The organism is Nocardia sp. NPDC004278 (assembly GCF_053602975.1).
The window spans coordinates 42,778-68,092 of the sequence record NZ_JBSGEQ010000010.1 but is presented as its reverse complement, the minus strand read 5'-3'; the positions used below and the strand labels follow the sequence as shown (position 1 = coordinate 68,092).

Annotated in this window: 21 protein-coding genes and 1 pseudogene; 5 read left to right on the top strand and 17 right to left on the bottom strand. The window is 63.1% G+C overall.

Annotation, left to right across the window (positions count from 1 at the left end):
- Positions 1 to 396: 396 nt before the first annotated feature.
- The gene (locus ACWEO2_RS17595) at positions 397 to 1,248 is read right to left on the bottom strand and encodes a hypothetical protein (protein ID WP_452406256.1); all 852 of its coding nucleotides are present in this window, start codon (positions 1,246 to 1,248) and stop codon (positions 397 to 399) included.
- Between the two features lie 492 nt (positions 1,249 to 1,740).
- Here ACWEO2_RS17595 and ACWEO2_RS17590 point away from each other — a divergent pair, with 492 nt between their 5' ends.
- Positions 1,741 to 4,452, top strand: a complete 2,712-nt coding sequence (locus ACWEO2_RS17590) for an ATP-dependent DNA helicase (RefSeq protein ID WP_452406255.1) — start codon at positions 1,741 to 1,743, stop codon at positions 4,450 to 4,452.
- Positions 4,453 to 4,803: 351 nt separating this feature from the next.
- Here ACWEO2_RS17590 and ACWEO2_RS17585 read toward each other — a convergent pair whose 3' ends face one another.
- Together ACWEO2_RS17585 and ACWEO2_RS17580 are read right to left on the bottom strand one after the other, a co-directional pair.
- On the bottom strand, positions 4,804 to 6,252 hold the full coding sequence (locus ACWEO2_RS17585) for a hypothetical protein (RefSeq protein WP_452406254.1): 1,449 nt from the start codon (positions 6,250 to 6,252) through the stop codon (positions 4,804 to 4,806).
- Between the two features lie 120 nt (positions 6,253 to 6,372).
- The gene (locus ACWEO2_RS17580) at positions 6,373 to 6,939 is read right to left on the bottom strand and encodes a DUF4236 domain-containing protein (protein WP_452406434.1); all 567 of its coding nucleotides are present in this window, start codon (positions 6,937 to 6,939) and stop codon (positions 6,373 to 6,375) included.
- A gap of 398 nt (positions 6,940 to 7,337) precedes the next feature.
- On the opposite strand from ACWEO2_RS17580, the gene ACWEO2_RS17575 reads away from it, so the two are divergent.
- Positions 7,338 to 7,739, top strand: a complete 402-nt coding sequence (locus ACWEO2_RS17575) for a hypothetical protein (protein WP_452406253.1) — start codon at positions 7,338 to 7,340, stop codon at positions 7,737 to 7,739.
- A 490-nt stretch (positions 7,740 to 8,229) separates the two neighbouring features.
- Here the strand turns inward: ACWEO2_RS17575 and ACWEO2_RS17570 are convergent, their stop codons facing one another.
- Complete coding sequence (locus tag ACWEO2_RS17570; RefSeq protein WP_452406252.1) at positions 8,230 to 8,766, bottom strand: hypothetical protein; 537 nt, start codon at positions 8,764 to 8,766, stop codon at positions 8,230 to 8,232.
- A gap of 503 nt (positions 8,767 to 9,269) precedes the next feature.
- On the bottom strand, positions 9,270 to 9,590 hold the full coding sequence (locus tag ACWEO2_RS17565) for a hypothetical protein (protein ID WP_452406251.1): 321 nt from the start codon (positions 9,588 to 9,590) through the stop codon (positions 9,270 to 9,272).
- A gap of 318 nt (positions 9,591 to 9,908) precedes the next feature.
- Between ACWEO2_RS17565 and ACWEO2_RS17560 the strand changes: the two genes are divergently transcribed.
- The gene (locus ACWEO2_RS17560) at positions 9,909 to 10,943 is read left to right on the top strand and encodes a hypothetical protein (RefSeq protein WP_452406250.1); all 1,035 of its coding nucleotides are present in this window, start codon (positions 9,909 to 9,911) and stop codon (positions 10,941 to 10,943) included.
- Positions 10,944 to 11,008: 65 nt separating this feature from the next.
- Here the strand turns inward: ACWEO2_RS17560 and ACWEO2_RS17555 are convergent, their stop codons facing one another.
- The 11 genes and pseudogenes from ACWEO2_RS17555 to ACWEO2_RS17505 all read right to left on the bottom strand — a co-directional run.
- A complete protein-coding gene (locus ACWEO2_RS17555) occupies positions 11,009 to 11,152 on the bottom strand; it encodes a hypothetical protein (RefSeq protein ID WP_452406249.1) in 144 nt (47 codons plus the stop codon).
- 2,719 nt (positions 11,153 to 13,871) lie between these two features.
- Positions 13,872 to 14,339, bottom strand: coding sequence for a hypothetical protein (locus ACWEO2_RS17550; RefSeq protein ID WP_452406248.1), 468 nt, complete (start codon positions 14,337 to 14,339; stop codon positions 13,872 to 13,874).
- Position 14,340: 1 nt separating this feature from the next.
- Positions 14,341 to 15,075, bottom strand: coding sequence for a hypothetical protein (locus ACWEO2_RS17545; RefSeq protein WP_452406247.1), 735 nt, complete (start codon positions 15,073 to 15,075; stop codon positions 14,341 to 14,343).
- The gene (locus tag ACWEO2_RS17540) at positions 15,024 to 15,524 is read right to left on the bottom strand and encodes a hypothetical protein (RefSeq protein WP_452406246.1); all 501 of its coding nucleotides are present in this window, start codon (positions 15,522 to 15,524) and stop codon (positions 15,024 to 15,026) included. The genes ACWEO2_RS17545 and ACWEO2_RS17540 overlap by 52 nt, the downstream gene beginning before the upstream one ends.
- A 103-nt stretch (positions 15,525 to 15,627) precedes the next feature.
- Entirely contained in the window at positions 15,628 to 15,933 is a 306-nt protein-coding gene (locus ACWEO2_RS17535; protein WP_452406245.1) for a WXG100 family type VII secretion target, read from the bottom strand.
- On the bottom strand, positions 15,930 to 16,217 hold the full coding sequence (locus tag ACWEO2_RS17530; RefSeq protein WP_452406244.1) for a WXG100 family type VII secretion target: 288 nt from the start codon (positions 16,215 to 16,217) through the stop codon (positions 15,930 to 15,932). The genes ACWEO2_RS17535 and ACWEO2_RS17530 overlap by 4 nt, the downstream gene beginning before the upstream one ends.
- Positions 16,218 to 16,643: 426 nt before the next feature.
- Positions 16,644 to 17,657: a GlxA family transcriptional regulator gene (locus ACWEO2_RS17525; RefSeq protein WP_452406243.1), complete on the bottom strand. Its 1,014-nt coding sequence runs from the start codon at positions 17,655 to 17,657 to the stop codon at positions 16,644 to 16,646.
- Positions 17,658 to 17,797: 140 nt separating this feature from the next.
- Positions 17,798 to 18,679, bottom strand: coding sequence for an alpha/beta fold hydrolase (locus ACWEO2_RS17520; RefSeq protein ID WP_452406242.1), 882 nt, complete (start codon positions 18,677 to 18,679; stop codon positions 17,798 to 17,800).
- A 342-nt stretch (positions 18,680 to 19,021) separates the two neighbouring features.
- Complete coding sequence (locus ACWEO2_RS17515; protein ID WP_452406241.1) at positions 19,022 to 19,684, bottom strand: class I SAM-dependent methyltransferase; 663 nt, start codon at positions 19,682 to 19,684, stop codon at positions 19,022 to 19,024.
- Positions 19,685 to 19,872: 188 nt separating this feature from the next.
- Positions 19,873 to 20,715, bottom strand: coding sequence for an alpha/beta hydrolase (locus tag ACWEO2_RS17510; RefSeq protein WP_452406240.1), 843 nt, complete (start codon positions 20,713 to 20,715; stop codon positions 19,873 to 19,875).
- Positions 20,716 to 20,772: 57 nt separating this feature from the next.
- Positions 20,773 to 21,236: pseudogene (locus ACWEO2_RS17505) on the bottom strand (alpha/beta hydrolase); the annotation flags it as partial.
- Positions 21,237 to 21,459: 223 nt separating this feature from the next.
- Here ACWEO2_RS17505 and ACWEO2_RS17500 point away from each other — a divergent pair.
- A complete protein-coding gene (locus ACWEO2_RS17500; RefSeq protein ID WP_452406239.1) occupies positions 21,460 to 22,410 on the top strand; it encodes a helix-turn-helix transcriptional regulator in 951 nt (316 codons plus the stop codon).
- A gap of 558 nt (positions 22,411 to 22,968) precedes the next feature.
- On the opposite strand, the gene ACWEO2_RS17495 is transcribed toward ACWEO2_RS17500, so the two are convergent.
- The gene (locus ACWEO2_RS17495; RefSeq protein ID WP_452406238.1) at positions 22,969 to 23,694 is read right to left on the bottom strand and encodes a TetR/AcrR family transcriptional regulator; all 726 of its coding nucleotides are present in this window, start codon (positions 23,692 to 23,694) and stop codon (positions 22,969 to 22,971) included.
- Between the two features lie 121 nt (positions 23,695 to 23,815).
- Between ACWEO2_RS17495 and ACWEO2_RS17490 the strand changes: the two genes are divergently transcribed.
- Positions 23,816 to 24,952 (top strand): FAD-dependent oxidoreductase, encoded by a 1,137-nt coding sequence (locus ACWEO2_RS17490; protein WP_452406237.1) that lies wholly within the window; start codon positions 23,816 to 23,818, stop codon positions 24,950 to 24,952.
- Positions 24,953 to 25,315 lie beyond the last annotated feature (363 nt).

Below are 25,315 nucleotides of genomic sequence, written 5' to 3'. Positions count from 1 at the left end.
AGATCGTGGTCGCACTTTCAAACAAGGTTGTTGAGGGGAGCCAAAAGTTCCGCCATTGCGACTTTCAGCGCGACGGCCATCGCTCGAACCCGATACTGCGGTAGTCCTTTCTCGCGACGCAGCAGTTCGGCATTACTTCGTAAGCTCTTGTGCTGTCTCTGGGCTGACCTGTTCGCCCGTGTTAGCTCGATCACTACCCACGTCTCGTGCTAGTCGCGGTGATCCTGCTGGCAGTCCCGTTGGAGTTCGGCAGCCGGTACTCCTGATCGACAAGCTGGAGGCCAGGTTCCAGGATGTCGAGTCGGTGCGCGAGGAACTCCCGGATGCGCGATTCATGAGGATCTGCTGGCATCAGATCTCCTGCTTGTCGATTCGTGGCTCACAGTCCGCATCGGTTCAGCTGGCTTCTATCCAACCGGTTTCATATTTCGTAAGCAGAGGCATAGTTGAGCCCACCTCGCTGGACTGCGCCACGTGTTGCGCGACCGCTCGCTGTCGTTGCAACCAGCCTCTGAAACCGTGGCGTTGATGGGCAGCAGCTTCTGCTTGCTCCCATTCGCGGTTATCCGGACACCACACACCCTCGTACTGTTCGCTGCGTTGTGCGAGCTCGGCCGCCAACTTCCTGAAGGAGATGCCGCCTGGATTGTGTAGGCGATGCACCCTCCCACCGGTCGTTGAACGACGTTCTTGCAGAACGAAGTTCAGTTCCAGACAGAAGTCACAATGGATGTCGTCGTCGGGGAGCTCGGTGGCGCTGAACGCGAGGAACTCGTGGATTCTGTCCAAGGTGTCGTCGTCGAGCTCGTAGGGTTCGGGGCGATGCGCGATGTGAAGTAGCACCAGGCGGGAGCACGTGATGGCATCGGCTCGCCGCGGGATGCTGATATCGGCAGGTCGCAGGCGCCGCAGTGGGTGCACGCGAAGGCGAATGATGTCGTGCAAGCCACGAAGGTCCAGAGTTTCGCAGATCTTTCTGAGGTCGGTGTCCTCGCGGTCTTGATGCCAGTACCCGCCGTCGTATTCGATGACGAGCGGGTGTTCGCGAGCGCCCACCAGAAACATCATGTCGGCTCGTAGTTCGTAGCGTCCGGCCACTCTGTAGTGGCGAACGCCGTTGCCGAGCACAAAGTTCAGGATCGCGAAGATATCGCCTTCAATAACCGACTCACCAGGCGGACTGTCACCGGGTCTCAGAAATCGTCCCGCGCCATACCAACTCACCGTACCGACGATAGCGACAACCACCGACACTCCCTGTCACCGTTCGTCATCCAGCATTGATACGCGTACGACAGGTTGTAGTTGTCACCGCAGGCGGTCACTGTCACCGTCGCGAGCGCCCGCCTGGCGGCATGAGCGCGCGTTCGGTGCATCTGACGGAACCGCCGGATGGCCGAACCGTGCGAGGATCGGCGGCGGGGTCTTCGGGGAGCGGGTGAGGTGATTGTGCCTGTGATCGTGGGACTTCGGGAGGTGCTCGACAGCCATGCTCGGGATGGGGAGCGGACATGCGGTCATTTCATCTCGCGCGCTGGTGCACGAGTTCCCGTAGACGTCGTTGGTGGCTGTGGCCGAGAACGGTACCCACTGTTATGTTTTCGGGTTCGTCAACCCGGACCGAGCAACTTATGTTCATCTGATGATGTCTCAACCGCTTAGGCGACACAGGCGTTGGTCTGGCCTAGGTTCCGGCGCGAGCAATCATTTCGATAGACGCTTCCGATGAAGGGTGCCCGAGTGACTACGGTTGATGCCCAGATCCGCAACGTAGATCAGGCCATCTGCGACAACATCGCCATGCTTGGAGACAACCGTGCCCTCATGTCGCAGAACCTCTTGTCGCAGGTGCGTAATCTGATCGAGGCGATCGCGGTTCGTCTCCAATGTGGTGACGGCGCGATCGAGTTCACTTACGAGGCGACGAAGCCTGCTCTAGTGCACGTCGGATCGGGCAACAGGCAGATCAACTTCCTGCACCGCTTCCACAAGTTCGTTCAGATCAGCGCCTCGCACTACACCGTGGACGGCGACGCATCCGAGCGTCTGATGCTGAAGTACTACGAGTATCTCCTTCGCGTGCGCACCTTACTTCGTGACGTGTGTGGCATCGAGGCGCTTGCCAACCTGGAGTCGTTTCCGATCGACCTCGACCCGTCGCTACGGGAGTACCACGAGAAGATCGCCTCGCGGATTGACGCGCTCCGTCTGACGCCGCTGCGGGGTGGTGGCGGGCGGCGCTACTACGTCCACAAGACGCGGCCGTTCTTTGTTGGCGGCCGGATCTACTACGAGGTCACCTTTTATCGGGCAGTCAACAAGGTGAGCAAGTTCGATCGCATCATCGGTTTCACGGATATCGCGATGACGGACAAGTACGCCGCATTGCTTTCGCTACATGGCGACTCGATCGATGTGCTTGGAAAGACGATGCCGATCACGATCATCCGCGACTGGGAAGTGTCTATACGTCCTTGCGAGTTCGACAACTTCGCACGCCTCTTCGGACTCTCCACCACCGTGCACACTGGCACCTCGGAGTACCGCTACGTCATGCAGGGGCTGACCGCCAGCTCGGGGAGCCTCCTCGATCTCATGGAGATGCCAGATGCGCGGTATGCGGAGGTACGGGCGGCCGGGACGGCGAAGGTGACCAAGCCGCAGATCTTCCCGACGCTGGATCAGGCTCGTCGGATCGTGCGGGGTAATGCGCCGGGGCATAGCGTTATCCGCTATGTGATGCTGGCGATGCACAACCAGTTCCTCAAGCTGCAGCACAGCTGGGATACCTGTGGCCTCCTGTCTAATCTAAACCTGGACTACGGGTGTATCCCGTTCGACACGATGCCGTTCTGTACGTCCCTTCGCGGGCACAACCCGCGGTTCTGGGACCTGGTCGAGAGCCTCGATGCAACGGAGCGGACGCATGAGTTGTTGGCTCGCCGTGTGAAGAACAACGTCGAGAACCAAGGAGTGCTGTACACCCCGGTGGCGGACCTCGAGGATCTCGGCGATGTGGACCAGCTGATCGTGACCTACAACGGGGCGCTGTACTACAAGCACCGAGCCTCGCGGGGCCTCGAACAGGATATGGGGCACGTCTTCATGCGTGGGTACGAGGACGACACCGTCACGATCATCGAGAAGCTCAAGGAGTTCGCGTCATCTGGCATCGATGGATACGCGGCTGCCGTGCAGCGATGGCTAGATGAAACGCCTCGGGGGATCGATGACGACGCCAAGGGGGACGCGCTGAAAGACCTATTCAGCCAGTCTCGCGTCGCCCTGATCTACGGGGCAGCCGGCACGGGCAAGTCGACGATGGTCAACCACATCGCCAACTACTTCAACGACAAGCGCAAGCTGTTCCTCGCGCACACGAACCCGGCAGTCGACAATCTCAAGCGTCGCGTCACCGTCCAGGATTCGACGTTCCGAACGATCGCGAGTCAGATCTACCGAAATACTTCCGAACCCGAGTACGACGTGTTGGTCATCGACGAGTGCAGCACGGTCAGCAACACCGACCTCATCAAGGTCTTGGACAAGACATCGTTCAAGCTGCTCGTGCTCGTTGGGGACGTCTATCAGATCGAGTCGATCCAGTTCGGCAACTGGTTCAATGTCATCCGCAACTTCATCCCGCGCGAGTCTGTGTTCGAACTGACCACGCCGTTTCGCACCAAGAACCAGGCGCTCCTCGACTTCTGGAATAAAGTGCGAGACGTCGATGACGACATCACGGAGGTCATCGCCCGTAACGGGTACTCGACGAGGCTCAACGACTCGCTGTTCGAGGCGCAGCGCGAGGACGAGATCATCCTCTGCCTGAACTACGACGGGCTCTACGGAATCAACAACATCAACCGCTTCCTCCAGAGCAGCAATCTCGGCGAAGCCGCCACGTGGGGTGCCACGACATTCAAGGTGGGCGACCCCATCCTCTTCAACGAGACAGAGCGTTTCGGACGCGTCATCTACAACAACCTGAAGGGGAAGATCGTCGGCATCGAGCGCTTCGACGACCGGGTGCAGTTCGACGTCGAACTCGATCGAACGATCAGCGAGTTCGACGTCGATGGGGAGGAAGAACTCGAGTGGCTAGGGGACTCGACCGTGCGCTTCGACGTTTATGAGCGAGATACCAGCGACGAAGACGACGACTCCCTAAACACGAATGTGCCATTTCAGGTCGCCTACGCCGTGTCAATCCACAAGGCACAGGGCCTCGAATACGACTCAGTCAAGATCGTTATCACCGACGCCAACGAAGAGGACATCTCACACAGCATCTTCTACACCGCCGTCACGAGGGCACGTGAACGCCTCCAGATCTTCTGGACTCCGGAGACACAGCAAGCCGTCCTCGCGCACCTCCAACACCACGTCAGCTCGAAAGATGTTGCGCTGCTCTCGAAACGCCGCACACTTACACCGGTCTCAGGCAGGTAGCAATCCCCGGGCCTGGCCTCCAGATAACGGCTCTGGTGCACTTCCGGTGGCGGCCCACAAGGGTCCGGTGGATGGCACATCCGGAAATCGGCTAACGGGCGGTCATAGGTGTCCGCGACCGGGCTACCGAGCGTGTCACCGTTCTCGGTGACGAGAACAACTTGCAGTTGGTGACAACTGTTGCCTGTAACACGCGCCGGAAGCGGTGGTCGACGGCCGACCTTGATGACAACTACGGTCTCTCGTCACGATACGGGCCTGCGGGCGAACTGATTCTGGCAAAGATGTGGAGGCTCGACAATATCGTCGCCGGGCTGATCGACGTGCCCATACACAGCAACGCGGTCACGATCAGGGAAGTTTTCCGAGTTCCCAATCGGAGGGCCAAGGCTTGGTCAACTTCAGCTGCTCAACGGTTTTCTGGTAGTAGTCCTGGTGCGGACCGTCCGGGCTCCACCCACCAAGGTAGGGGCGCAAGTCGTCACCACCGGGCTCGATGTCGAAAGTTACGTGCCCCAGCGACTCCGGCCCCATTGTGGGATCGAGCCGATCCGCCAGCTCACGTCCTCCCGCGCCCCAGTTACGCAGGTTCTCTGCCAATCGGGTGTCGCCCTGACGGTCCGCGGCGCTGGCAGTGTCGTCAAGGACGCTGCAGATTTCGCGCAGGTCCTGTGCGTCACGCCAGGCGCGCAACGCCGCGACCAGTGTTCGACGCTGCAGCATTGCCGCCGCCTTCGGCCGCGCGGCACCCATTGCCGATTCCCACTGCCCTCGCTCCTCTGCTCGCTTCCGATCCAGTTCCGCCATCTCCGCCAAGTGCTTTCGGTGAGCTTCCTCGGCTCGGCGTTCGGCAGCGGCGATGCTGGCCTTGACCTCGGTGACGATCTGGCGGATTCGCCGTTCCAGAGGTGAACGTTTCTCGTCCAGCCAGGTGTTGGCGGTGCTGCTGCTGTGGGGTGAGCCGATCTTCAGCTGCAGCTTCCCCGTGGGTTTGGCGCGGTTGTACGAAGATCTGATTTCCCAGGGGTCTGCTGGACGGCCGTAAGAGTTGACGTACTCCTCAGTGAGAGTCAAGTCCCATTGCACGGAGCCGATCCGGTAACCCAGCCTGGCGTACTGGCCACGGCGGGTCAGCCGGACCTCCTGATCGTGCTTGGCTGCCGCAGCATTGAGTTCGAGCAGGAACCGCACAGCACGCTCCCGCTGTTCGTCGCTGACCTGAAGCGCTGCAGGGTTCTCGGTCAGCAACTGTCGCAGATCCTGTGCGGGGAACTTCCGATTCTGTGCCTTCGCCTTCCGTGCCTCCGCCCGGATGCGGTACCAGTCGGTGTCACCGTCTTCGTCGACGTCCAATAGACGCACAACAACCTCGCCGCTGAATCGTCCGGTATACCGGAGAATCCGGCCTTCCGGTACGAGCCGTCCCCGCCGCGCTGCGTACACGGCGCGGCGATAAGCCTCTCGCGTCTGCTCGTCCGGTTCCGCAACCCGCACAGCCTCATCCGGTCTCTGGCGAAGCCGGTTGATCAGCTCCTCCGCTATCGTCGTATCGCTGTGCGGGTACCAGCCTGGCTCAGCCTCGGGATGATGGCCATGCTTGAGGTAGTACTTGCCGATATCGGTGACACTGGCCGCGAACACGCCCTTGCGTTTCGAGATGGCGATCAGGCCACGAGCCTGTAATGCGCGGGCCGTCGTGCGTAGCGACACAGCATCCGGCTTGCTCAGATCGTCGCCATCGGCGATCCGCTCCAGGAGATCGGCTTGCCGGTCATTGATTTGATCACTCCGCCGCACCATATGCCCATGGTGCGGCGGCAAGTCACCAGATGTCTGGAAGTTCGCCGGATCCGCTAGCCCATAATTCGCAAGCGGGCTGCACATGTCGGCAGTCTCCCGCCATGCCGGGGATTCATAGCGTTATTCGGCCCTGGATACGTGTTGAGTCCAGCCCTGGCCGTCCCACCATTGTTGGCGCGCGGGGTCATTGGGCGATGGGTACCAGCCTGGTGGCGCGATTGGGGCAGGTAGATCGTGGGTCGTACCGATGTCGGCATGGTCGGCACCGCGGTTCGCTGCGGCTTTTCGTCTGTCCGATCGCGCCAGCAGCGCGCTGTAGACGAGAAAGGCTGTCACCAGCCAAAGCGGTATCGCCAGCCAGATCAGTCCGCCTACCGTGGCCCCGCAGGCTCCGCCCCCGACGATCAACGCGAAGAAAGCGACACCGATCTCAGCCTCGCGGCCGGTTGACGCTGAGACAGCAGCGGGCGGGCTCGTCCGAGCAGCTGGTGAGAGTGCCTGCCTGGGGCGGCCCTTCGCTCGCGCACCGATGGTCTTGGTGTCGTAGATGCCAGTTCCAGGTATCCGCACCGTCCGCTGGACACGACCATCAGCACGGCGTGTCAGTCGGACGGGGCCAGCACCGGCACTGAAGCCGAACCCGGATTTCGAAGCAGTGACACGCACCGGACCGAACTTTCTCGTCATACGAACCATCGGGTGCCCCTGGCAGATGAACTCGAAAGATGTTGCACCGGAAGGATTCTGGTACGTCAAACCGGTGCTATGGTTGATCGTACTACCGACGCGCCCAAGGGGTGCTGCTATTGCTGATGGCCGCCAACCACATTCGAACAGTTGGTGTTGTCTGGGCAGATGCCTGCGAGTCAGCGGGCCTGGCATCGGCTGGTGGATCGCGAGTATCGAAGTGCCGGTGGAGAGTGGTGGGCAATGGATCTTCCTGGATCTGATCGCGTCCGCCGACGCCGTGTCGCCCCGTGATGATCCTGTGTCGTTTCCGGAGCGTCCGTCGAATCAGTGGGGTCAGCCGAAGCCGTACCGACTTTCGGAGAATGATTCCGGGGTAACGGTTTACCCTTGGCGATGTGATGGTCAACGCCTTCGTGCTGGCAGTCTCGGCCTTCTTCAACGAGCGCGGGAATCTCGACGTGGGTGACTTGGGGTGCGATGCGTTCCGGTTCCCGTCGTTCCCCTTCTCGGGTGATCTTCGGGTAGTCCTAGTGCTCTCCTCGGATCCGGGCGAGTACACGACAGCCGCGGTTCGGATCGGGATCATGCGGCCGGACAAGAGCATTAGTGAGACACACGAGTTCCTTGACGATTGGCCGTCGGTGCCCGGGCGCGGGTTCTCGACGTGTCGCCTGACGTACTCGATCCCGTTAACCATCCATGAGCCGGGAACTCATGGTCTTGTCCTGTTCGTGGCTGACGACGCGACCAACAGTGGCTTGCTGCTGTTCGAGGTTGAGGGTCCGGCTGCGGCCTAGGTAACCGGCTTGTGGCCCTGAGATGGGTTGGCCTGGACGCCGATGCGGGCTGGCTCCGCCTGCCTATGTTCGACTGGAGGTAGGGGACTTGAACCCTGACCCCACCTGCCAGGGACGGGCACGCTTGATGGTCAGCGCCAATCGGGCATCGATCGACATGTCGGTCATGCGGTCAATGTGCGCGACTGTCGTCAGAAGTGTCGTCGGACTCGAACCAGAAACTGCCGGTTCTTTCGGCGGTCTACGACTGTCCGCTGATGTCTCTGTGAACCTCCTAGTACCAGTGTGTTTCGCGACATTCACTACGCCGCTGTACGGCATCGTATGCCCTAATCACCAGGCGTTTGTAGTCGGAAAGTAGTAGGTGGGTCATGAGATCAGTGCCGCGCGGCACCGACTCAGGTCCGATGGTGTTAGTGGGCGCCGGCAAGTTTCAGCCCATGTCCTCCGCAACACATCATCTACGGACGGACTCCCACGTTGAACCGTCTCAGTCCGTAGGCAGTCTCGCCGGTAGCACTGCGCGAACCTCACGATCACCAAGCGCTACTTTTTCGACCAAACCGCCTGTAGACATCACGTACAACACGTGTTGAGAGAGCCAGTCGAGGTCGAGTAGCCGGGCCGCTAGTTCGTCACGTGTGACTGTCAGCGCCGGTTCCTCCTTGCCTCCAAAACCGGTCACGAAGTTCTTGGTTATGACTAGCGTGTCAGGATTCGGGGTCTCGATGCGGCTGCCGTGGCCCACGTAATCCCGTACCTGCTTCACCTTCACGAACACTTCGCGGAAAGCCCCTCGGTCGCCAGCGACTTGCAAGTCAGCTGCAATTGCCAACACAAGCTGCGGTCGGTCGGCATCCGAGATGTTGGAGGTAGCACGCTTCTGCTTCAGATACCACAGCATCCCCGGAGTGCGCTTCTGGAAGTACAGCGCGACCAAGGCATCCACGGTTTCCTGCAATTTGGCAAACCGCCCCACCAGTTCAAGCGCCAAAATCCTGATATCAGTGTCCTCAGAAGACGTCATCGTTCGCCCAGCCTCGCTTGGTCGCTTGCTTCTCTCGGTCAGCGAACCAAGATAGCTTCGCCCGCAAGCATGAGGAAGCTCCGGCCGAGCAGATTCATTGGCCCTGTTCCGGGTTGGGGTGTACACACAGGGGCTGGCTCACCGCCTGCCTGTCACGACACCTGCCCGATAATGCCTGCCTGTCACGCGCAGAGGCTCACAGGTCAAGGGTGGCGAATGCCATCAGCGAAGCTGACGCGAATGCACCCTTGAGGTGTGATGGGCGCGGGATCACAATGCAGGCCAACCCAGTACAGCTGTGGCTGAGGTCGTTGCTGAAACAGATTGCCCTGCTGGATCTTTACTGGATCTTTTGGTCCGAATACACCCGAAGACGACGCCAGTCAGGCGCATGGTCAGGACTTGAGTCTGGGCAGGTAGACGTAGGAAACCGAAGCCATCCGAAGGAACCTGTATCGGGGTCCGTCATAACCCAGAGATCGCAGGTCCAAATCCTGTCCCCGCTAAAATCTCTCTGGCCTGAGCCGTTTGTGCTTGCTGGCGCGTCCTCGGGTCGGGTACGTGTTCAAGGTTTCGGTCGGGTTCGCGTGCCCGACCTGGTCGGCGACCATCACCGCCGAGGGTTTGGCGTCGAAGCCGAGATCGATGAGCAGCTTGAGGAACGAGTGTACGGTGATGCTGTCCGGGATGCCGAGTACGAGGGGGACTCGTCGCCATTGGTCGTTGAAGTTGGTCGGGTCGCGCAGGGTTCCGGTGCTGGACTGGAACGGCGGTGTCGTGCCGTCCTTCGTCGGCTTGAGCGTCGGGATACGGCGCGCGAGCATCGCTCTGCCGAAATCAGGTAGCTGGATCTCGTAGCGGCGGTTCTTCGGGTTGTCGAGGGTCTCGTCGTAGGTGCCGCGGACCAGACCTTTTCGGGATGCGGACGATGTGGGCGAGCACGGGGATGCTCCCGGTCTCTTGGTCGTAGTACCAAACCTGCCGCACTGCTGGTTTCGCGGCCCGATCATCCACGAGTAGCAAGCGGCGCTCATCCGACGCGCGCACTGGTATAGGCGAAACATCAGACCGGACAAACCTATTCAGGTCCCAGGCGATCAGCTTCTGCCAAATGGCTTGCGCGCTGGTGGGACGATACGTCTATGTCCGAAGTAGACTGGGCGAACCTCCAAGTTGTGATCGGGTCTCCCTACATCACCAAGGCTGAAGCACAACGTCGTTTCGAGGAGAACAGACGCCAGCGCGATGTCGAGCAACTGGTCGACTCGGCGTCGGTGTGGATAGGTGAAGCGCTGAACGCTTGGAGCGACGACGACTACATGAAGGTCGCCCTACTCGCGCCTCTGGCGGTCGAACATCTCGGCAAAGCGGTTCTGTGGAAGAAGAATCCGGTGCTCGTCGTGCCGCTGACGAACAAGGCGGAAGCTAGTCTTCTGAATTTGGCAACCGCGCCCAACCTCGCCGATCCGAAGCTTCGGACCGTCGGCCTTGCAGAGCTGTGGACCAGACTCGAGACAGTGATCGGCCCGATCTCGGTCGCCAGCAACCGGCGCAACCGAATGGTGGAGATCCGCAACGGGGCGATGCATGTCGCCGTGCCGACGACGTCGCGTCACGTACTCATCGATGCACTGACTCTGTGCAACCAGTTCCTCGAATGGCTCAAGCACGACCCCGAATGGTTCTACGGCGATCACCAGGCCAACGTCAAGCACCTGGTCGCGGAGGGGCATTCCGAGGTCCAGCACAGGGTCGCAGCGAAACTTGCACGTGCACGAAGAAATCTCACCCAGCTTGAGAATCGGTTGAGCGAGGCAGTGCTTCAGGAAACGACCGAACGCCTGGAAGACGACGCGATCTACGATCTCGCCGTGGAGGGCGTCTGGGCGGTTGATCGTGACTGCCCAGAATGCGGCAGACGCGGACGTCTGGCAGGTCCTATCGTCCTGGACGCGATCATTTACGCCGGTGACCCGGACGGTGCCCACGCCTCAGGGTGGAAGGTAACCATGTCACCGGATAGGTTTGGCTGTAACGTGTGCCGCCTGATGCTGGACAACGTGCAAGAACTTTCAGCAGCGGGGCTGCCCTCCTGGTTGATGATTGATCCCGATGACCTCGGTCCGGACTTCGACCCCGACCACGAGGCCGAGCGCCTCTACGGGATCAACCACTGATTGCGCTGTGGACGTCGGAGAGGCCGACGTATGTCGACCCCGCGACCGAAACAGTGCCCCTCAACCTACTCGTCGTCATCGCCCTCGTTGCGGTCCGCTACCGCGTCCGCGCAGTCGGCGAATCCCGATGTCGCCGTCAGTGAAGACGGGCCACGCTCCCGCAGCGGCGCCGATACGGTCCGCTTGGTGCAGTTGGGAGAGGGCCACACGGAACTCCACCTTTTCAGCCGAATGCGACCGAATCCCGTACAGAACAGCATGATTCGGCGGAGGATAGCAAAGAGCTATTCGTGCTGTTAGAAGTATGTAAGCGAAGATAATCGCAGAGAGTCGAATCCCGCCGGGGCAGAAGCAGACGTTCTGACATTGAGATCCCGGTTCGGGAGGCGTTTTCGGTGGGTGCGGCGCGGAGTGAAGCAGTTGACGATGAGTCTCGACTGGTGCGGATATCTAGTCGCGGACGAGCTGGCATGCTTCTCTGGCCACGATAGGCCTATCCGTGGTCCGCATCCCAAATGCGGCTCGGATGCGTTGCTTTAGCGTCGCCGACGCAGTGCGGATGTTGGTTGCGCGCAGCCATTTGAGGCGCGGCATGGGTCGCTGATGCCTAGTATATTTGCCTTCGGCGATGCCGTCGTCTGTGGCTGGTTGGCGTTAGTCCGGCTTGATCCGGCGGCGGAGTGATTGCTGGTCTGGCGGTGAGCCGCAATGCTTCTCGAATGTCTCCTTCGGTCAACCGCCAGGATCGTCCGATCTTGTGGCCCGGCAGCTTGCGTGCTCGTAGCTGCCCCAAATACCAACGTGTCGATTGCCCAAGGCGCTCGGCGCCTACCGATACGGGCACCGTCGTGTCTGGTGATACAGCGTCCGGATTTGTCCCGTGTGACGTATCGGCCTCGCCAGAGTTATCGCTCATTGTAGGCACTCGCCTCACTGTGTTCGTTAGGACGCTCATCGCTGATCGGAGCTGCGCGGCGGCCGGCGAATCGTTCTGCTTCAACCAGCCGCAGGTGGGTTCAGTCGATGGTTGACACCTGCGGCTGGTTGCAACTGAGCGGTCACTCCGGCTACGCCATACATCTGGAATGACGCGGGCTCACCGTACGATACGTGCAGGTTGCCTGTCAGTGGTTGTGCGCGAATCGATTCCATATGCGCTGAATATGAGGAATGTCGGAGAATGGATCGGCCGACCCCTACGAGCTGGCAGCACTATCCGCGTTCAGCACGAAAGCGAAATTCAACGGTGTCACTGAGCGGATCAGCGGCGCAAGGGGGATCGGCAGCCGACGGCAGACTGACCGGTGATGATCCTGTCCGATGGTCATCGATTGGAGTGTGACGGACGGGGTTTCGGAAATACTTTAAGGTCGTTGCACGTCGAGCCCTGCGACTGATTGGATAGCACAGTGATTGCTGCATCTGTGCAGAGCTAGGCCGAGGCGACGGCGGGTTGATCCTGCGAGCGAGCGGTCGCCCTACGGTTATCGCTCAGGTGGTCACCATTTACTCTCTATTTTCATCCGAATACGACCGAAATCGATCGAACGCCAACGCATTCCAGGTTCTCGCCCACTTGGAGTGTTCGTGCAGCTAGACCAATGAAATCGAACGTGGCCGAATCCATCCGAATCGGCTCGTCAGCCGTAGACTGCGAATCCATTGGTCGCGGGTTCGAGCCCCGCCCGCCCCACAAACCCCCTTCTATCAGCGGAAATGCTGAACTCGACGATCGAGTTGATCCAGAACAACGCTCCGACAGCAATGTATTTCGCCGGTAGAATCCGGACATGGGGATGGATCTGGACGTGCCCACTTCGCGTAGCTGCGGGTTCGGCCCGACCGGATCCGCCCGGACAGCCATACCGGCCAAATCCGACGTCGGCGGCATTACGGTCGTATATGGCGGAATAGTTGCTCAGATCCAACTGTGGACGGAATTCACCCGCGAGGGAGCAGTCATTAGGCAGGCTCGGAAGACCGATGGTGTATGGGGTGACCCGTGAACTATGCGAGGCAAATCGCCATATCGCCGAGATCAAAGATGCTGTTGTGGAAGCAAAGGTCGAGGTCGAGGAGACTCTAGCGGCGCGAGATCATATTCACGACGAGATCGAGTCTGCTCGTTCTCGGCGGCGTGATGAGCTCGCGGAGTTGGAATCGATTACTGCACAAGATTTTTGGGATCACTTGAAGGCCGATCCGAAGTTCAGGGAAAACATCGAAGCCGTGCTCGAGGAGTTGAACATCTCGACCGCGCAGGCCAGTGCTCTGGACTTGCTTCGAGCGGCCCGTGAAGTTCCTTGGCAAGGGTTTTCTCTGCTTTGGCAGCTTGATGCTCCAGTTCTTCGATCTCGGCCTGGTGCTCGTTGCGTACTTCCTCGAGGCGTTGTTCAACACGAGTTCCGGCGGACGAGCAGGGTTTCATCGCTCAGGGGTGGTTCGAGGCGACGCGCAGCCGGGTGGAGACCATAGAGGGTGGCGAGATAGCGTTCCGTGACTTTCCGCCGGGTGTCGCCGCGGCCGAGGAGATCATCGCGATCACCCGGGCAGCGGTGCGGGTAGCGGCCGAGGCTCCGGACGGATTGCGGTATTACGCGTTCGCGATCCCGAAAACCGCAGCGCTTGATGGACTTTCGGCTCGGTCTTGCCGACAGTGTCGACAGGTAGTCTCGTGCATGCTGCTGCGGCTGCGGTTCGTGCCGGACGAGGTGACTGGGGCACCGCCGCGGTCGCCCTAGTCAGGACGCGAAAACGGCGGGCCGAACGGTCCGCCGTGCTGTGCTCGGCGCTGATTGCGGATCAGTTGCCGGGGTTGGCGTCGCGGTCGTGGCTGGTGGGGTGGCCGTCCTTGTCGTACCACTGGTCGTTCGCGTCGCGGGTCCAGTCTTCGAATTCGGTGCCGATCGCGCGGCATGACATCGCCCGCTATTCGTTCTCGAATCGGCTCCAGCGAGCCAGGTCTTCAACGATCGGACCGGAGTCGGGTACGCGGAACCACCACCACCCGCGTCCGGTTGTGTCAATGTTCGCGACCGCTGCCATGCGCTTACCTGAATCTTCGACCGTGATAGACATGAATCTATCGTCTGCTTCAGAGACGTAACTATTCATCTTGGCGCCTAGTGGGGCAGGCAGGCTATTGATGGCACTTTCCAGGAGATCTCGGATAATGAAAGCGGCATTGAGATCGTATTCGTTCCAGACGGTGCGGTCCGTCCAGGGCAGCGCTCTGTCTTGATCGATCTTCTCAACATGAGCGTCCCATGCGTCCGTCAGGCTGATCGCGTTGACTTCCTCGCCGGATCCCCACCTAACTGGGCTACTGTTGATATCGGCTATATCATCGTCGGAAAAATAAAGACGTGCACGATCCTCGGGCTTCGGCGCCATCACCTCACGGCAGCTTCCAGGCAGTGGATTTCCAGGGCATTTCGTAGTTCACAACCACCTTGATTCCCTTGTAGACAAATTGCTCGGCCTGCTCCGCGGTACGTCCGTCGCCCATCGGTTCCGGTGTGCCATTGATCGGGGCGTCATGTACTTCAGCGGCAGTTGGCCCTTTCATCGCTGGATTCCCGTCCCCGGTATGGCCGTTGATGAATTCTTCTATCTCGGCTTGAGTGTATTCGCTGTGACGGAAGTCCGGTTCATCGGAATCACCGGCGTGGTCGTCGTCGATGGTCGAGGTCATGCCGATGATGGCGGCGAGACCGGCGACGGCTTTGTCGAGGTCGACTGCGGGCAGCGCGTGGAAGGCGTCGATGGTGCCGACGGCGCCTGCCGCGAGGCTGGTGAGGCCGATGATTCGGACCATTTGGCTGGCGCGGTAGGAGGTTTGGATCGCGTTGATGGTGAGGGCGACGTCGGCGTCGATGGCGGTGGCTGCGGCGACGGCGGAGGAGCCGAGGCTGAACAGGAATGCGACACCGGCGGTGATGGCGATCAGGCTGATGGACAGTTCCAGTGCGTTGATCGCTGTGGTGTTGTCGTTGCCGAGGGCGACGGTCGCGTCGTGGTAGTCCTTGATCGGTGCGGCCATCTCCTGAGAGGCGGTAGCGACGGTGTCGGCGCCGGTTTTCAGGGTGGTGAAGTGGTCTTGGAGTAGTTGCCGGTTGGTGGGGTCGTCCATGTCGCGAACAGGGCCGAGATGGCGGAGATGCGGGCGGCGGCGCCGGCGATGGTGTCGTGGTTGGCGAAGGTGTTCCAGGTGGTGTGGGCTTTGTCGAGTTTGGTGTGGTCGCCGTTGGGGAGTTTGCCGAAGGCAGCGAGGACTTTGGCGACGAGTTTGTCCAAGAACTTCTTCAGCCCGCCATGGTCGGTGAAGCCGATCCCGTTATCGTGCACCGAAGACGGGATGGTGACTTTGTATTCGCCGACTTCCTGGGCGTGGATGCGGGGCGGGGCGGGGTTGCTCTTGTTGGCGATGGCGTAGTTGTAGCCGTTGGCGTACAGCACGGCACCGTAGTTGGTGAGTGCGTTGGCCAGGCTGGAGCATGCCTGCATGGTCTGCTGGGCGGCTTTGTCGTAGGCCTCACCCCATCGTTGGCAGCCGGGGGCGTCCCGGCCATCCCGACGCATTCACCTTTGACCGCATCGTGGACCGGTTTGTCGGCCTTGCGGAGGTCGTCGGCGAGGTCGTGGCATTTCTTGGCGGCGTCGTAGTAGGTCTGCCAGTCGACGATCATGCCTGCCCCGACTGGAGCATGCGGCGGTTGATGTCGATGGCGCGGGTGTAGCGGCCGTGCGCTTTCTGCGCGGCGTCGCTCACGGCGGCGATGCCTTCGGCGAATTCTCGTGCGGCCGTGAGCCATTGGGTGTGGGCGTCGGCGTAGGCGCTGGCTGCGGCGGATTCCCAGCTGCCGCTGTGGAGGGCGGCGACCTTGTGGTCGAGTTCGTTGAGGTGATCGTGCAAGAACCCGGCCAAACCGTTGAGACGGGACACGATCTGGTCGAGTTGGTCGAGATCGACGCTGAATTGGGAGCTCATGGCAGATCCAGGCTGGAGATACCGGACGCGTTGCCGGTGTCGGTGCTCTTGTAGTTGGCTGCGGTGACGCCCAGCTTTTCGGCAAGCGAGGTCAACGCTTGCATGAGTTGTGTTCCGCCGTCACGGGTTTCGGTCCACCCGGTGGAGAACTCGTCGGCTGCGTCGCCGGTCCAGTCGGACGTGAGCAGCGTCTCGACCTCGCGGGCAGCGGAATCGAGCGCCTGTTTCATGGTGTCGGCGATGTTGTAGACGTACTGGCCGATCGCCTGCACATCATCAGGCATGACTGACAGATTCTGGCCAGCTCCGGTAGGGCCCCCACTATCTCCCATGCACACGACGATAATGGCGATCTGCCCCGGGCGTCCATACGCTGTCGGCTGCGCGGTCGCTCCGCACGTACGTCAACCCGATATGGTCGCAGCGCTATTCGGACCCGGGGTTGAGTCCAGCCCTGGCCGTCCCACCATTGTTGGCGCGCGGGGTCATTGGGCAATGGGTACCAGCCTGGCGGTGCGGTTGGGGCAGGTAGATCGTGGGTCGTACTGATCTCGCGGCCAGCCGACAGGCAGTGACGACTGGCGATCGGCCTCCGCTGAGGCATATTGACTTCTCCCACGAAACGCCTTGCCCTGCCAGGGAATCGAGTTGTACACACACCGCGATAGGCGCTGGGACAACCCCGAGGAGTGCGACGGGTCGCTGAAGGATCAGCTGTTGTGCATCGGGCTCACGGTGCGGTCTTCGGTGCGGCTTGCGCCGGTGGTGAAGTGCTGGCGGTAGCGCTCGGGGGTGGTGGAGAGGCGGCGGGTGAAGACTCGGTGGAGGGTTTCACCGTGGCGGTAGCCGACCGCGCGGGCGATAGCGGTGATGGTGAGTTCGGTGGATTCCAGGAGGCGGCGGGCCGCTTCGATGCGGAGGTCTTCTACGAATGCGGCCGGGGTGGTTCCGGTTTCGATGCGGAAGGCGCGGGCGAAATGTCGTGCGCTCATGCCGGCGCGCTGAGCCAGCGCGGAGACTGCCAGGTCGTCGTCGAGGTGGTCGGGGAGCCACTGTTGGACGGCGCGGATGGCGGGGGTGCGGGCGGGCTGGGCGCGTAGTTGGGCGCTGACTTGGGCTTGGCCGCCGGAGCGGCGGGTGAAGACGACGAAGGCGCGGGCGATCTGCTGGGCCATTTCGCGGCCGTGATCGTCCTCGACGAGGGCCAGGGCGAGGTCGATGCCGGCGGAGACGCCCGCGGAGGTCCAGCGGTTGCGATCGTGGACGTAGATGCGGTCGGGCTCGACGGTGACGCGAGGGTAGGTGCGGGCCAGTCGATCGGTCGTACCCCAGTGGGTGGTGGCTCGGTAGCCGTCGAGCAGGCCGGCGGCGGCGAGCAGCAGCGCGCCGGAGCACACCGAGGTCACTCGGCGGGATTTGCGGGCCAGGGCAGGTAGTTCGCGGACCACTTCCGCGGATACCGGCCCGGATATCCAGCCGCCGACAACCATCAGGGTGTCGATCTCGTCAGTGGAGTTGGCCAGGTCGTGCAGCGAGTGTTCGACCGCGATGGTCAGACCGCCGTCGGCCTTGATCGACCGGCCCTGCGGCGAGGCCGTCACGAGCCGGTACCTCGTCTCCTCGGCGACCGCGTTGACGAATCCGAAAACATCCATCGGCCCGGCCAATTCGACCAGCTGCATGCCCTCGTAGGCGACGAAAACGATGGTGCGCGGCGCGGGCATTCCGCCATCATCGCAGTCGGGACAGGTGGCCGCCACGATCAGTGCGTGACCGTGACGGCAGTCGGGCTCCCGCATCGCCGCACGCGGCGGGAATATCGCCGCGTGCAATGGCGCTCGAGAGACCCGCCCGGGCATCCACATCAGCCGGCGCGCCCGACGCCGACCCTCTCGCCGCGCTCCGCGTGCTGGTCGAGGAACGGGATGATGACTGCGGCAACACGATCCGAGAACTGGGCGTGCGGATAGTGTCCACCGTTGTCGACCATTACGACCCGGCCCACACCGTCCGGCATAGCGGCCACGATCGCATTCGCCTCGGCCTCGGGATCGGCGAAATCCGGGTCCGCCGAACCCATGATCACCAGCGCGGGGCAGCGGACGTCCGCCAACCGGGCGTGCGCGTCCGCAGGGGTGGTCTGTCCGGTTTTCATGAATTCCGCCCAGCGCTCGGGGTGCCGCAGGATGTTCTCGAGGCCGGCGAGGTATCGGTCGTAGTCGGCGGGTTTGGTCGGATAGGCAATGTCCAGGTACCGCCGCCACCAGGGCAGCGAATTCATCATCGAGGTGAGGGTGAGGCGGACCAGGCCGCGGCGGTATCGGCGGTTGGTGAGCAGGGCTCCGGCGTGCAGGCTCTGGGTGAGGGTGAAGGGGGCGATCTCAACGATCGCGGTCACCAACTCCGGGGCCCGCGCCGCGGCGATCGTTGCCGAGCCGCCCGACAGTGAGTGTCCGACGATCACCGCCGGGCCGCCGAAGTGCCGGATGACCCCCAGCAGGTCCTCCGCTACATCGGCACGGCTGATAGCAGCTTTCCCGGTCACCGACGGCCAGTCGGGGCTCGATTCGCCGTGCCCGCGCATGTCCACGTTGACCACTCGATAGCCCACGGCGGCCAGGGGGCCGACGAGGTGGCGGAAGTCGTGCCGCACAGTGCCCATGCCGTGCGACAGCACCACGAGCGGTCCGTCACCGACCACATCGCAGGCGAGCTGTCCGTGTTCGAGCGTCACATACTCGGTCATTGTCGTTTCCTTCCAGCGGAATCATCCGGTGGCCGCGGCTGCGACCTGCTGGGAATTGAACGCCGGGAAATCGGCGCGGCCGATACCGAAGGCCGGAAGGATCAGCCGCACGGCCGATTTCGTCAGATCCTGACAGTGTCACCGCGAAACGACAGTCACTGACCGCAGTTTTCACCGGCGTATTGGCGGCGCCGCCGCTGTATCGCATCGTCCATGTGCTCGACAGCAGCATCCGCCCAATGTGGATGTGCGTCGGCACGTAGCTGTGCTGTCTCGTGAGGTTGGTACTACTGGCAGGCCGTTGAGGCAGCTCGCGTGTATGCGGCCGAGTGCGGCGCAGTTTCAGTCGGATACCACCTTGGTGGCCATACCCTGGATCAGCGGTCGGACAATCGGGGGCTCTCCCCGCCACGACGCTTCCTGTACGTCTTTGAGTTCCAGCCCGGACGCCCGGATCAGCTCGAGCGTGGCACGGTTGCAGTGGCAGCCCTCCGCGAATCGGCGCCACGGGCCGGCGAGGCGGTCTTGCCAATGGGCAAGTCGTGGCGACTCGGAACGTACGTGCTCGAGAAACAGCAGCTGGCCGCCGGGGCGTAACACGCGCTCGATCTCCCGCAACACCGGATCAGGGTCGTCGACAGTGCACAACACGAGTGTTGAGACGACCGTATCCACGGTTCCATCAGCGAACGGCAGTTGTTCCGCCGATGCGTCGAGCACGCGTGCCCGACGTCGACTGCGATGCAGCCTCCGCGCCAACCGCGTGCGCATCGCGGCCTCCGGTTCGGTCAAGATCAGCTCGTCGAGGCCGTCCGGGTAGTACTCCAGGTTGAGGCCGGTACCGCTGCCGAGTTCGACAGTCCGCCCCCTCGCACGGCCGAGCAAATTTCGCCGACGAGCGGCCATACCCGCCCTCTCGCCCAGCCACAGCAGAGGGTCGTACAGCGCCGCGAACGCCCGGGCCCAGAGGTCCGAGCCCTGCACCGCTACCGCGCCGCTGCTCACAGACTCAACGGTACGCCGATGCGCATCCATCGCGTATGTCCAGCTCGTCGAGCAGGGCGGGCAGCCGCCGGAGGTTCGGCAGGGCCGTGGAGCCGATAGCCGTAGATGAGGCGGGTATGCGGCCGGATCCGAGCTTCGACGTGCCGCAACGAGTGCTCCTGATCGATAGATCAGGAGCACTCGGTCTTTCAGGCGAAGCGCTGGATGAACTTCAGGCTGGTCTCGGCGACGTCGCGCCACCCACTGTCGATGGTCAGGGCATGTCCGCGACCGGGGATCTCGACGAATTCGGTGACGTCGGAGTTCTTACGCTGCTGGTGGAAGGCGGCCTCGGAGATGACTCGGGGAACGGTGTGGTCCTGCTCGCCGGAGATGATCAGCAGGGGGCCGCGTGCGGGATTGTCGGTGTCCACCTTGGCCTCCGACCACGGGTTGAGGTTGGCGGCTGCGGCCTGGAAGAGCGGTGCGCCGGGAGCGGCGACGGCGAAGGTGGCGAACAGTTGCTCGGCTTCGTCCTCGCTGACGGCGTTGGCGAAGCTGTAGCGGAACTGCCCGTAGGTCAGCGGGACCGCGCGATGCCGGTTGGCCGGATTGGTCAGCACCGGTGCGGCGGCGCGCAGCGAGCTGATCGGCAGCGGCAGCACCCCGCGGAAGGGGGCGGGGTCGATGGCCACCGAAGCGACCGACAGGCCGCGTCCTGCGATGATCTGGGTGAGCAGGCCGCCGAAGGAGTGTCCGATGACCGCGGGTTTGCGTTCCAGGCGTTCGATGATGGTGGCGACGTGGTCGGCGACCTGCCCGACGGTTTTGCCCGCGAACACTTCCGGATGTTCGTGGGCCTGTTCGACAGTTTCCGGATCGTCGGGCCAGTTCGCGGTGACCGGCGCGTACCCGGCGTCGGCGAACAGCGCGGCCCAACGATCCCAACTGCTGGCCAATAGCCACAGGCCGTGGATGAATACGACCGGGGTGCGACCGCCGGTGTTGGCGGCGGCGATCTGGTCGAGGGTGTGGGCGTCGATGGTGGTCATGGGTGGTCCTTATCCGTGAGCGGTCTTGGGAATCTGCATGCTCGGCTTCCTATCCGTGCGGGACGCGTCGAGGCCATCGGCCCCGCCCTGCTGCGAAACCCACTGCGCCACGCGGTAGGACTGCTCGTTGGCCACCAGGTAGCGCACCTCGGGTGGCCGGTCGTATTCGGGGAACACAACGCCGCGCCGACGCCCGTCGCCAGATCACGGACGAGCCGATCGTGGGTGTGCGCGTCGTCGAATACCCAGCCCGCTCCGTGGGTGTAGACGATCACCGGCAGCGTGTCGGTGGCGCCCCGCGGCTTGACGATGCGGGCGCGCACCGAGCCGGTCGGCCCTCCGTCCACGGTCACCCATTCTTCGTCGACCTCCGGTTTGAAGATCGGGGAATCCTGGACGCTGTCAACGATTTTGCGGCCCTCCTCCGGCGGCAGCTGGTACAGGAACGGCGGCTCGGAGGTGGCATCGACGAAGGCCTGCGCCGCCGGTTCGAGCGAGAGCTCGAACCGCCACTGGGACAACAGCTTCCGCGTTCACCACCTAATCCCTCCAGATGATCGGCCGCAATCGCGCGACGTGCGGGCCAGTGTCCCTGATCCGTCACCGGATCTGTCTCGCAAGGTAGGGCCGCGACCGGTCCGCGGCGTCTCGACCGGACAACCTGTGCACAGCCGGAACAGTCTTGCCCGCGGATCCGCACATGCAGCACAGTCCGACCCTAGAATTCCGGGCAGGAGGTGCGAGGTGGTTGTCGTACTGGACACCGGGTCGCTTCCGGTCGCCGAACGGGTGGACGCCGTGCAGGACGCGGTGGCCAACACCGAGATACCCGCGATCAATCGGTTCGGTGCGCATCACGGCGAGTTGTGGCATCGGCTCAGCGTGTGGGATCTCGGCGCTGGAGTGCACGCCACCCGTGTCGAGGGCACTGGTCTGAGTGTCACCCGCGGACCGAAGCACATCCGCGCCGCCGCGCCCGAGCGAGTCGGACTTGGACTGCAGCTGGGCGTGCGCGGCAGGTTCTCGCACTGTGGCATGGACGCGATACTCGGGGTGGGCAAGCTAGGGCTGACCGACGGCACCAGCGCCTCGGACTACGCGTGCCGCGGTATCGGCGGCACCAAACTGGTGATCATCGATTACGAGCAGCTCGGACTGCGGGTCGACACCGTCCGGGCGGCGGTCACCAGACTCGAGGCAAGCCCGCTGTACGGATTGGTGATCGCCCATATCGCCGCGCTCGGCGAGGAAGGCGATATCCCCGCCGGTCCCGCACAGCTCATGCTCGGCTCGGCGACCACCCAACTCGTGCGCGCGCTCATCACCACCGCTGCCGACGCACGACAGCAGCGCGATGACCTCCACGACACGCTGTACCTGCGCATGACCAATTTTGCGCAGCAGCACCTGGGCGACCCGACGCTCGATGCAGAGAAAATCGCTCGGGCACACCACATCTCGCTACGGCAGCTGTACAGCATCTGGGCCGCGCAGGGCGTATCTCCCCGACAGTGGATCATGACATCACGGCTCGAGGGCGCCCGCGCGGACCTCGCCCGTCACGGCACCGCAGTGACCGTGAGCGCCGTCGCGCGCCAGTGGGGGTTCGTCAATGCCGCGCACTTCACCCGCCGATTCCGTGATGCGTTCGGAATTTCGCCACGCGAATGGCAACGAACGCACAATCGGCCATGACGCCGCTCCGACACCCGATTTCGGCACTACAGCGGTGCAAGCGAGGCACGGCGCCAGAGGGACATGTAGGCCAGTGAGCCACCGAAGTAGACCGCCGGGCTGGCGCCGGGGATGTGGCTGCATCCCGCACGACGGTCGGACAGCATCCACTTATGGCTCCCCTGTAGGTCGAGTCTCGAGTGACGCGGCTTCGTGCTGCTAGGGTGCGCGCCGGATCGCGAGGGCGACCTCGAGTCGATGGCGTTCGGTGCGTCGCTCAGGGATCTCGCCGCGGCCGCACGGGCGGTCCCCGAGTTCGACTGCGGAGGTGGCGTTTCGGATGTTTCGTGGATCCGCGACCGGCGGTGGCATACCTCCCGATCGTCGACTGCCCTCCCGCCGCGCTGGTCATCTCCTGGCCGGAGCGCTCCCGCAGCCGCGGCGTGGCCGCGCTGGTGCGCGCGGCGGGTGCAGTCGCTCACTCGCATTCGCGGAGTGCGAATCGAACGCTGATGAGCTGCTTGGCCTCAGCCCGGCTGGCGTCCACGCTGGTGGCCGAAGTCGTGGGTGTCCTCCGACTCAGGTGGTGGGTGAGGTGGACGCCCGTCCTTTGGGTCGGGGGGTTGCGGTGACGCCGGTGAGGATGAAATCGATCCCGGCGAGGAACTGCTCGCGGTCGTCGTGCTCGCGGAGCTGGTGCGCGACGGCCCGGATGAACGGGTAGTCATCGGGGTCGAGTTCTTCCCATGTCGTCGCCGTGTTGTCGAGGAACTCGCCGCGGTCCGCGTGGAGTGCGCCGACGCGGGAGTTCGCGGCGTTCTGGCCGGCGGCGCCGAGGATGTAGTGCACTAGCGCTGAGGTCGCCGTGAACCAACTGCTCTCGGGTACGCCGAGCACGCGGACCCGGCGACCGATGCTTTCGACGATCCGTTGCGTCACCGGCCCCCAGGGGCTGCGGGAGAGCTGCGTGGCGAGTTGTGTGGCGAGCCAGGGGTGGTCCTCGATGGCGTCGAACAGGCCGAGCGCGACGGTGCGGATCTCGTCCTGCGGCGAGCCCGGGGACTCGGTGGGCGCGATGGCCAGAGCGGCGGTAACGACGGCATCGGTGGCGGCGCCGAGTAGCTCGTCCTTGTTCGCCACATGCCAGTAGATCGCCCCGGGCCCGGTGGCGAGGCGTTCGGTCAGCGTTCGGAACGTCAGCCCGCCCGTGCCGGTCGCGTCGAGCAGCTCGACGGCGGCTTCGACGATGGTCTCCCGGGAGAGCGCCTCTGTGCGCCGCTGTGTCCGGCGCGTCCGCGTTGCCATGCTGCCATCTTGACACATTTGGAACGCTATTCCACGATGGAACATCATTCCAACACTGGAATGGCGTACCAGAAGGTTGGCCGGAGCTCTCCGGGCGGCCTCGACCTCCGCAGGAGCCACCATGAATACCCACGTCACGATCATCGGCGCCGGACTCGGCGGCCTCACGCTGGCCCGCGTTCTGCACGTCCACGGAATCCCGTCCACGGTCTACGAGGCCGAAGACTCCCCGACCGCACGCGCGCAGGGCGGCATGCTCGACATCCACGACTGCAACGGCCAACCGGCACTCGAGGCGGCCGACCTCACCGACGAGTTCCGCAGTCTCATCCTCGAGGGCCGCCAGCAGTACCGGGTCCTCGACCGGGACGGGACCGTCCTGTTCGACAAGGCCGATGACGGCACGGGCGGCCGCCCGGAGGTGCAGCGCAGTGAGCTGCGGCGAATGCTGCTCGATTCACTGCCGCCTGGCACCGTTCGGTGGGGACACAAGGTCAGTAGCGTGCGCGCCCTCAGCGCGGGCCGCTACGAGGTGAGCTTCGCCAACGGTGCCACCGCAGTTACGAGCCTGCTGGTCGGCGCAGACGGCGCGTGGTCGAAGGTTCGGCCACTGCTGTCCACCGCCACACCTGAGTACACCGGCATGTCGTTCGTCGAGACCTGGCTGTTCGACAGCGACACTCGCCACCCCGCCGCCGCCCGGGCTGTTGGTGGCGGGTCGTTCTGGGCGCTCGCGCCGGGAAAGGGGATTCAGGCCCACCGCGAGCATGGCGGCACCCTGCACGCCTACGTGGCGCTCACCGAGCCGCGGGACTGGTTCACCGCCATCGACTTCACCGATTCCGCCGCGGCGACCGCGCGCATCGCGCAGGAGTTCGACGGCTGGGCACCCGAGTTCACCGCGCTGATCACCGACAGTGACACCTCGCCGGTCCTGCGCCCCCATTACGCGCTGCCGATCGAACACCGGTGGGACCGGGTGCCGGGGGTGACTCTGGTCGGCGACGCCGCCCACCTCGCGCCCCCGAACGGCGAAGGCGCCAACCTGGCCATGCAGGACGGCGCCGAACTCGGCAAGGCCCTCGCCGCGCACCCCGACGACATCGAAGCCGCGCTCGCCGAATACGAGCGAGATCTGTTCCCGCGCAGCGCCGAAGCCGCCACCGACGGTGCCGAGCTGCTCCACGAGTTCATGTTCGGCGACAATGCGCCCCACAGTCTGGTCAACATGTTCACTGGACACGAGCAGACCCCCTGAGCCGCTGCGTCGTGTGGGCCCATAGACATTGAAGAACCGGCCAGGGTTGGTAGGGCCTGACGTCATCTAGTGCTCGAACTCGACCTTCGGAAACCCGGCCACCGATGTGTCGGTGGCCGGGCTCGCTGTCCATCCACCGGTCCGGTGGTGGTGATGGCGATCGAGTTCGAGCCCGCGGTCCGACGAAAAAGTAAGGCGCGCATGGCGTTAGCCGGACCAACTGGATCGGGCAAGACCTACACCGCCCTCGCGTGGCCCGGCAATGGTGCAGTGCGAGGGCGCAGTCGCGGCATGGTCGACACCGAACGCGGCAGTGTCAGTAAGTCTCAACGGCTGGCAATGGCAGACGGTGTTGCAGCAATC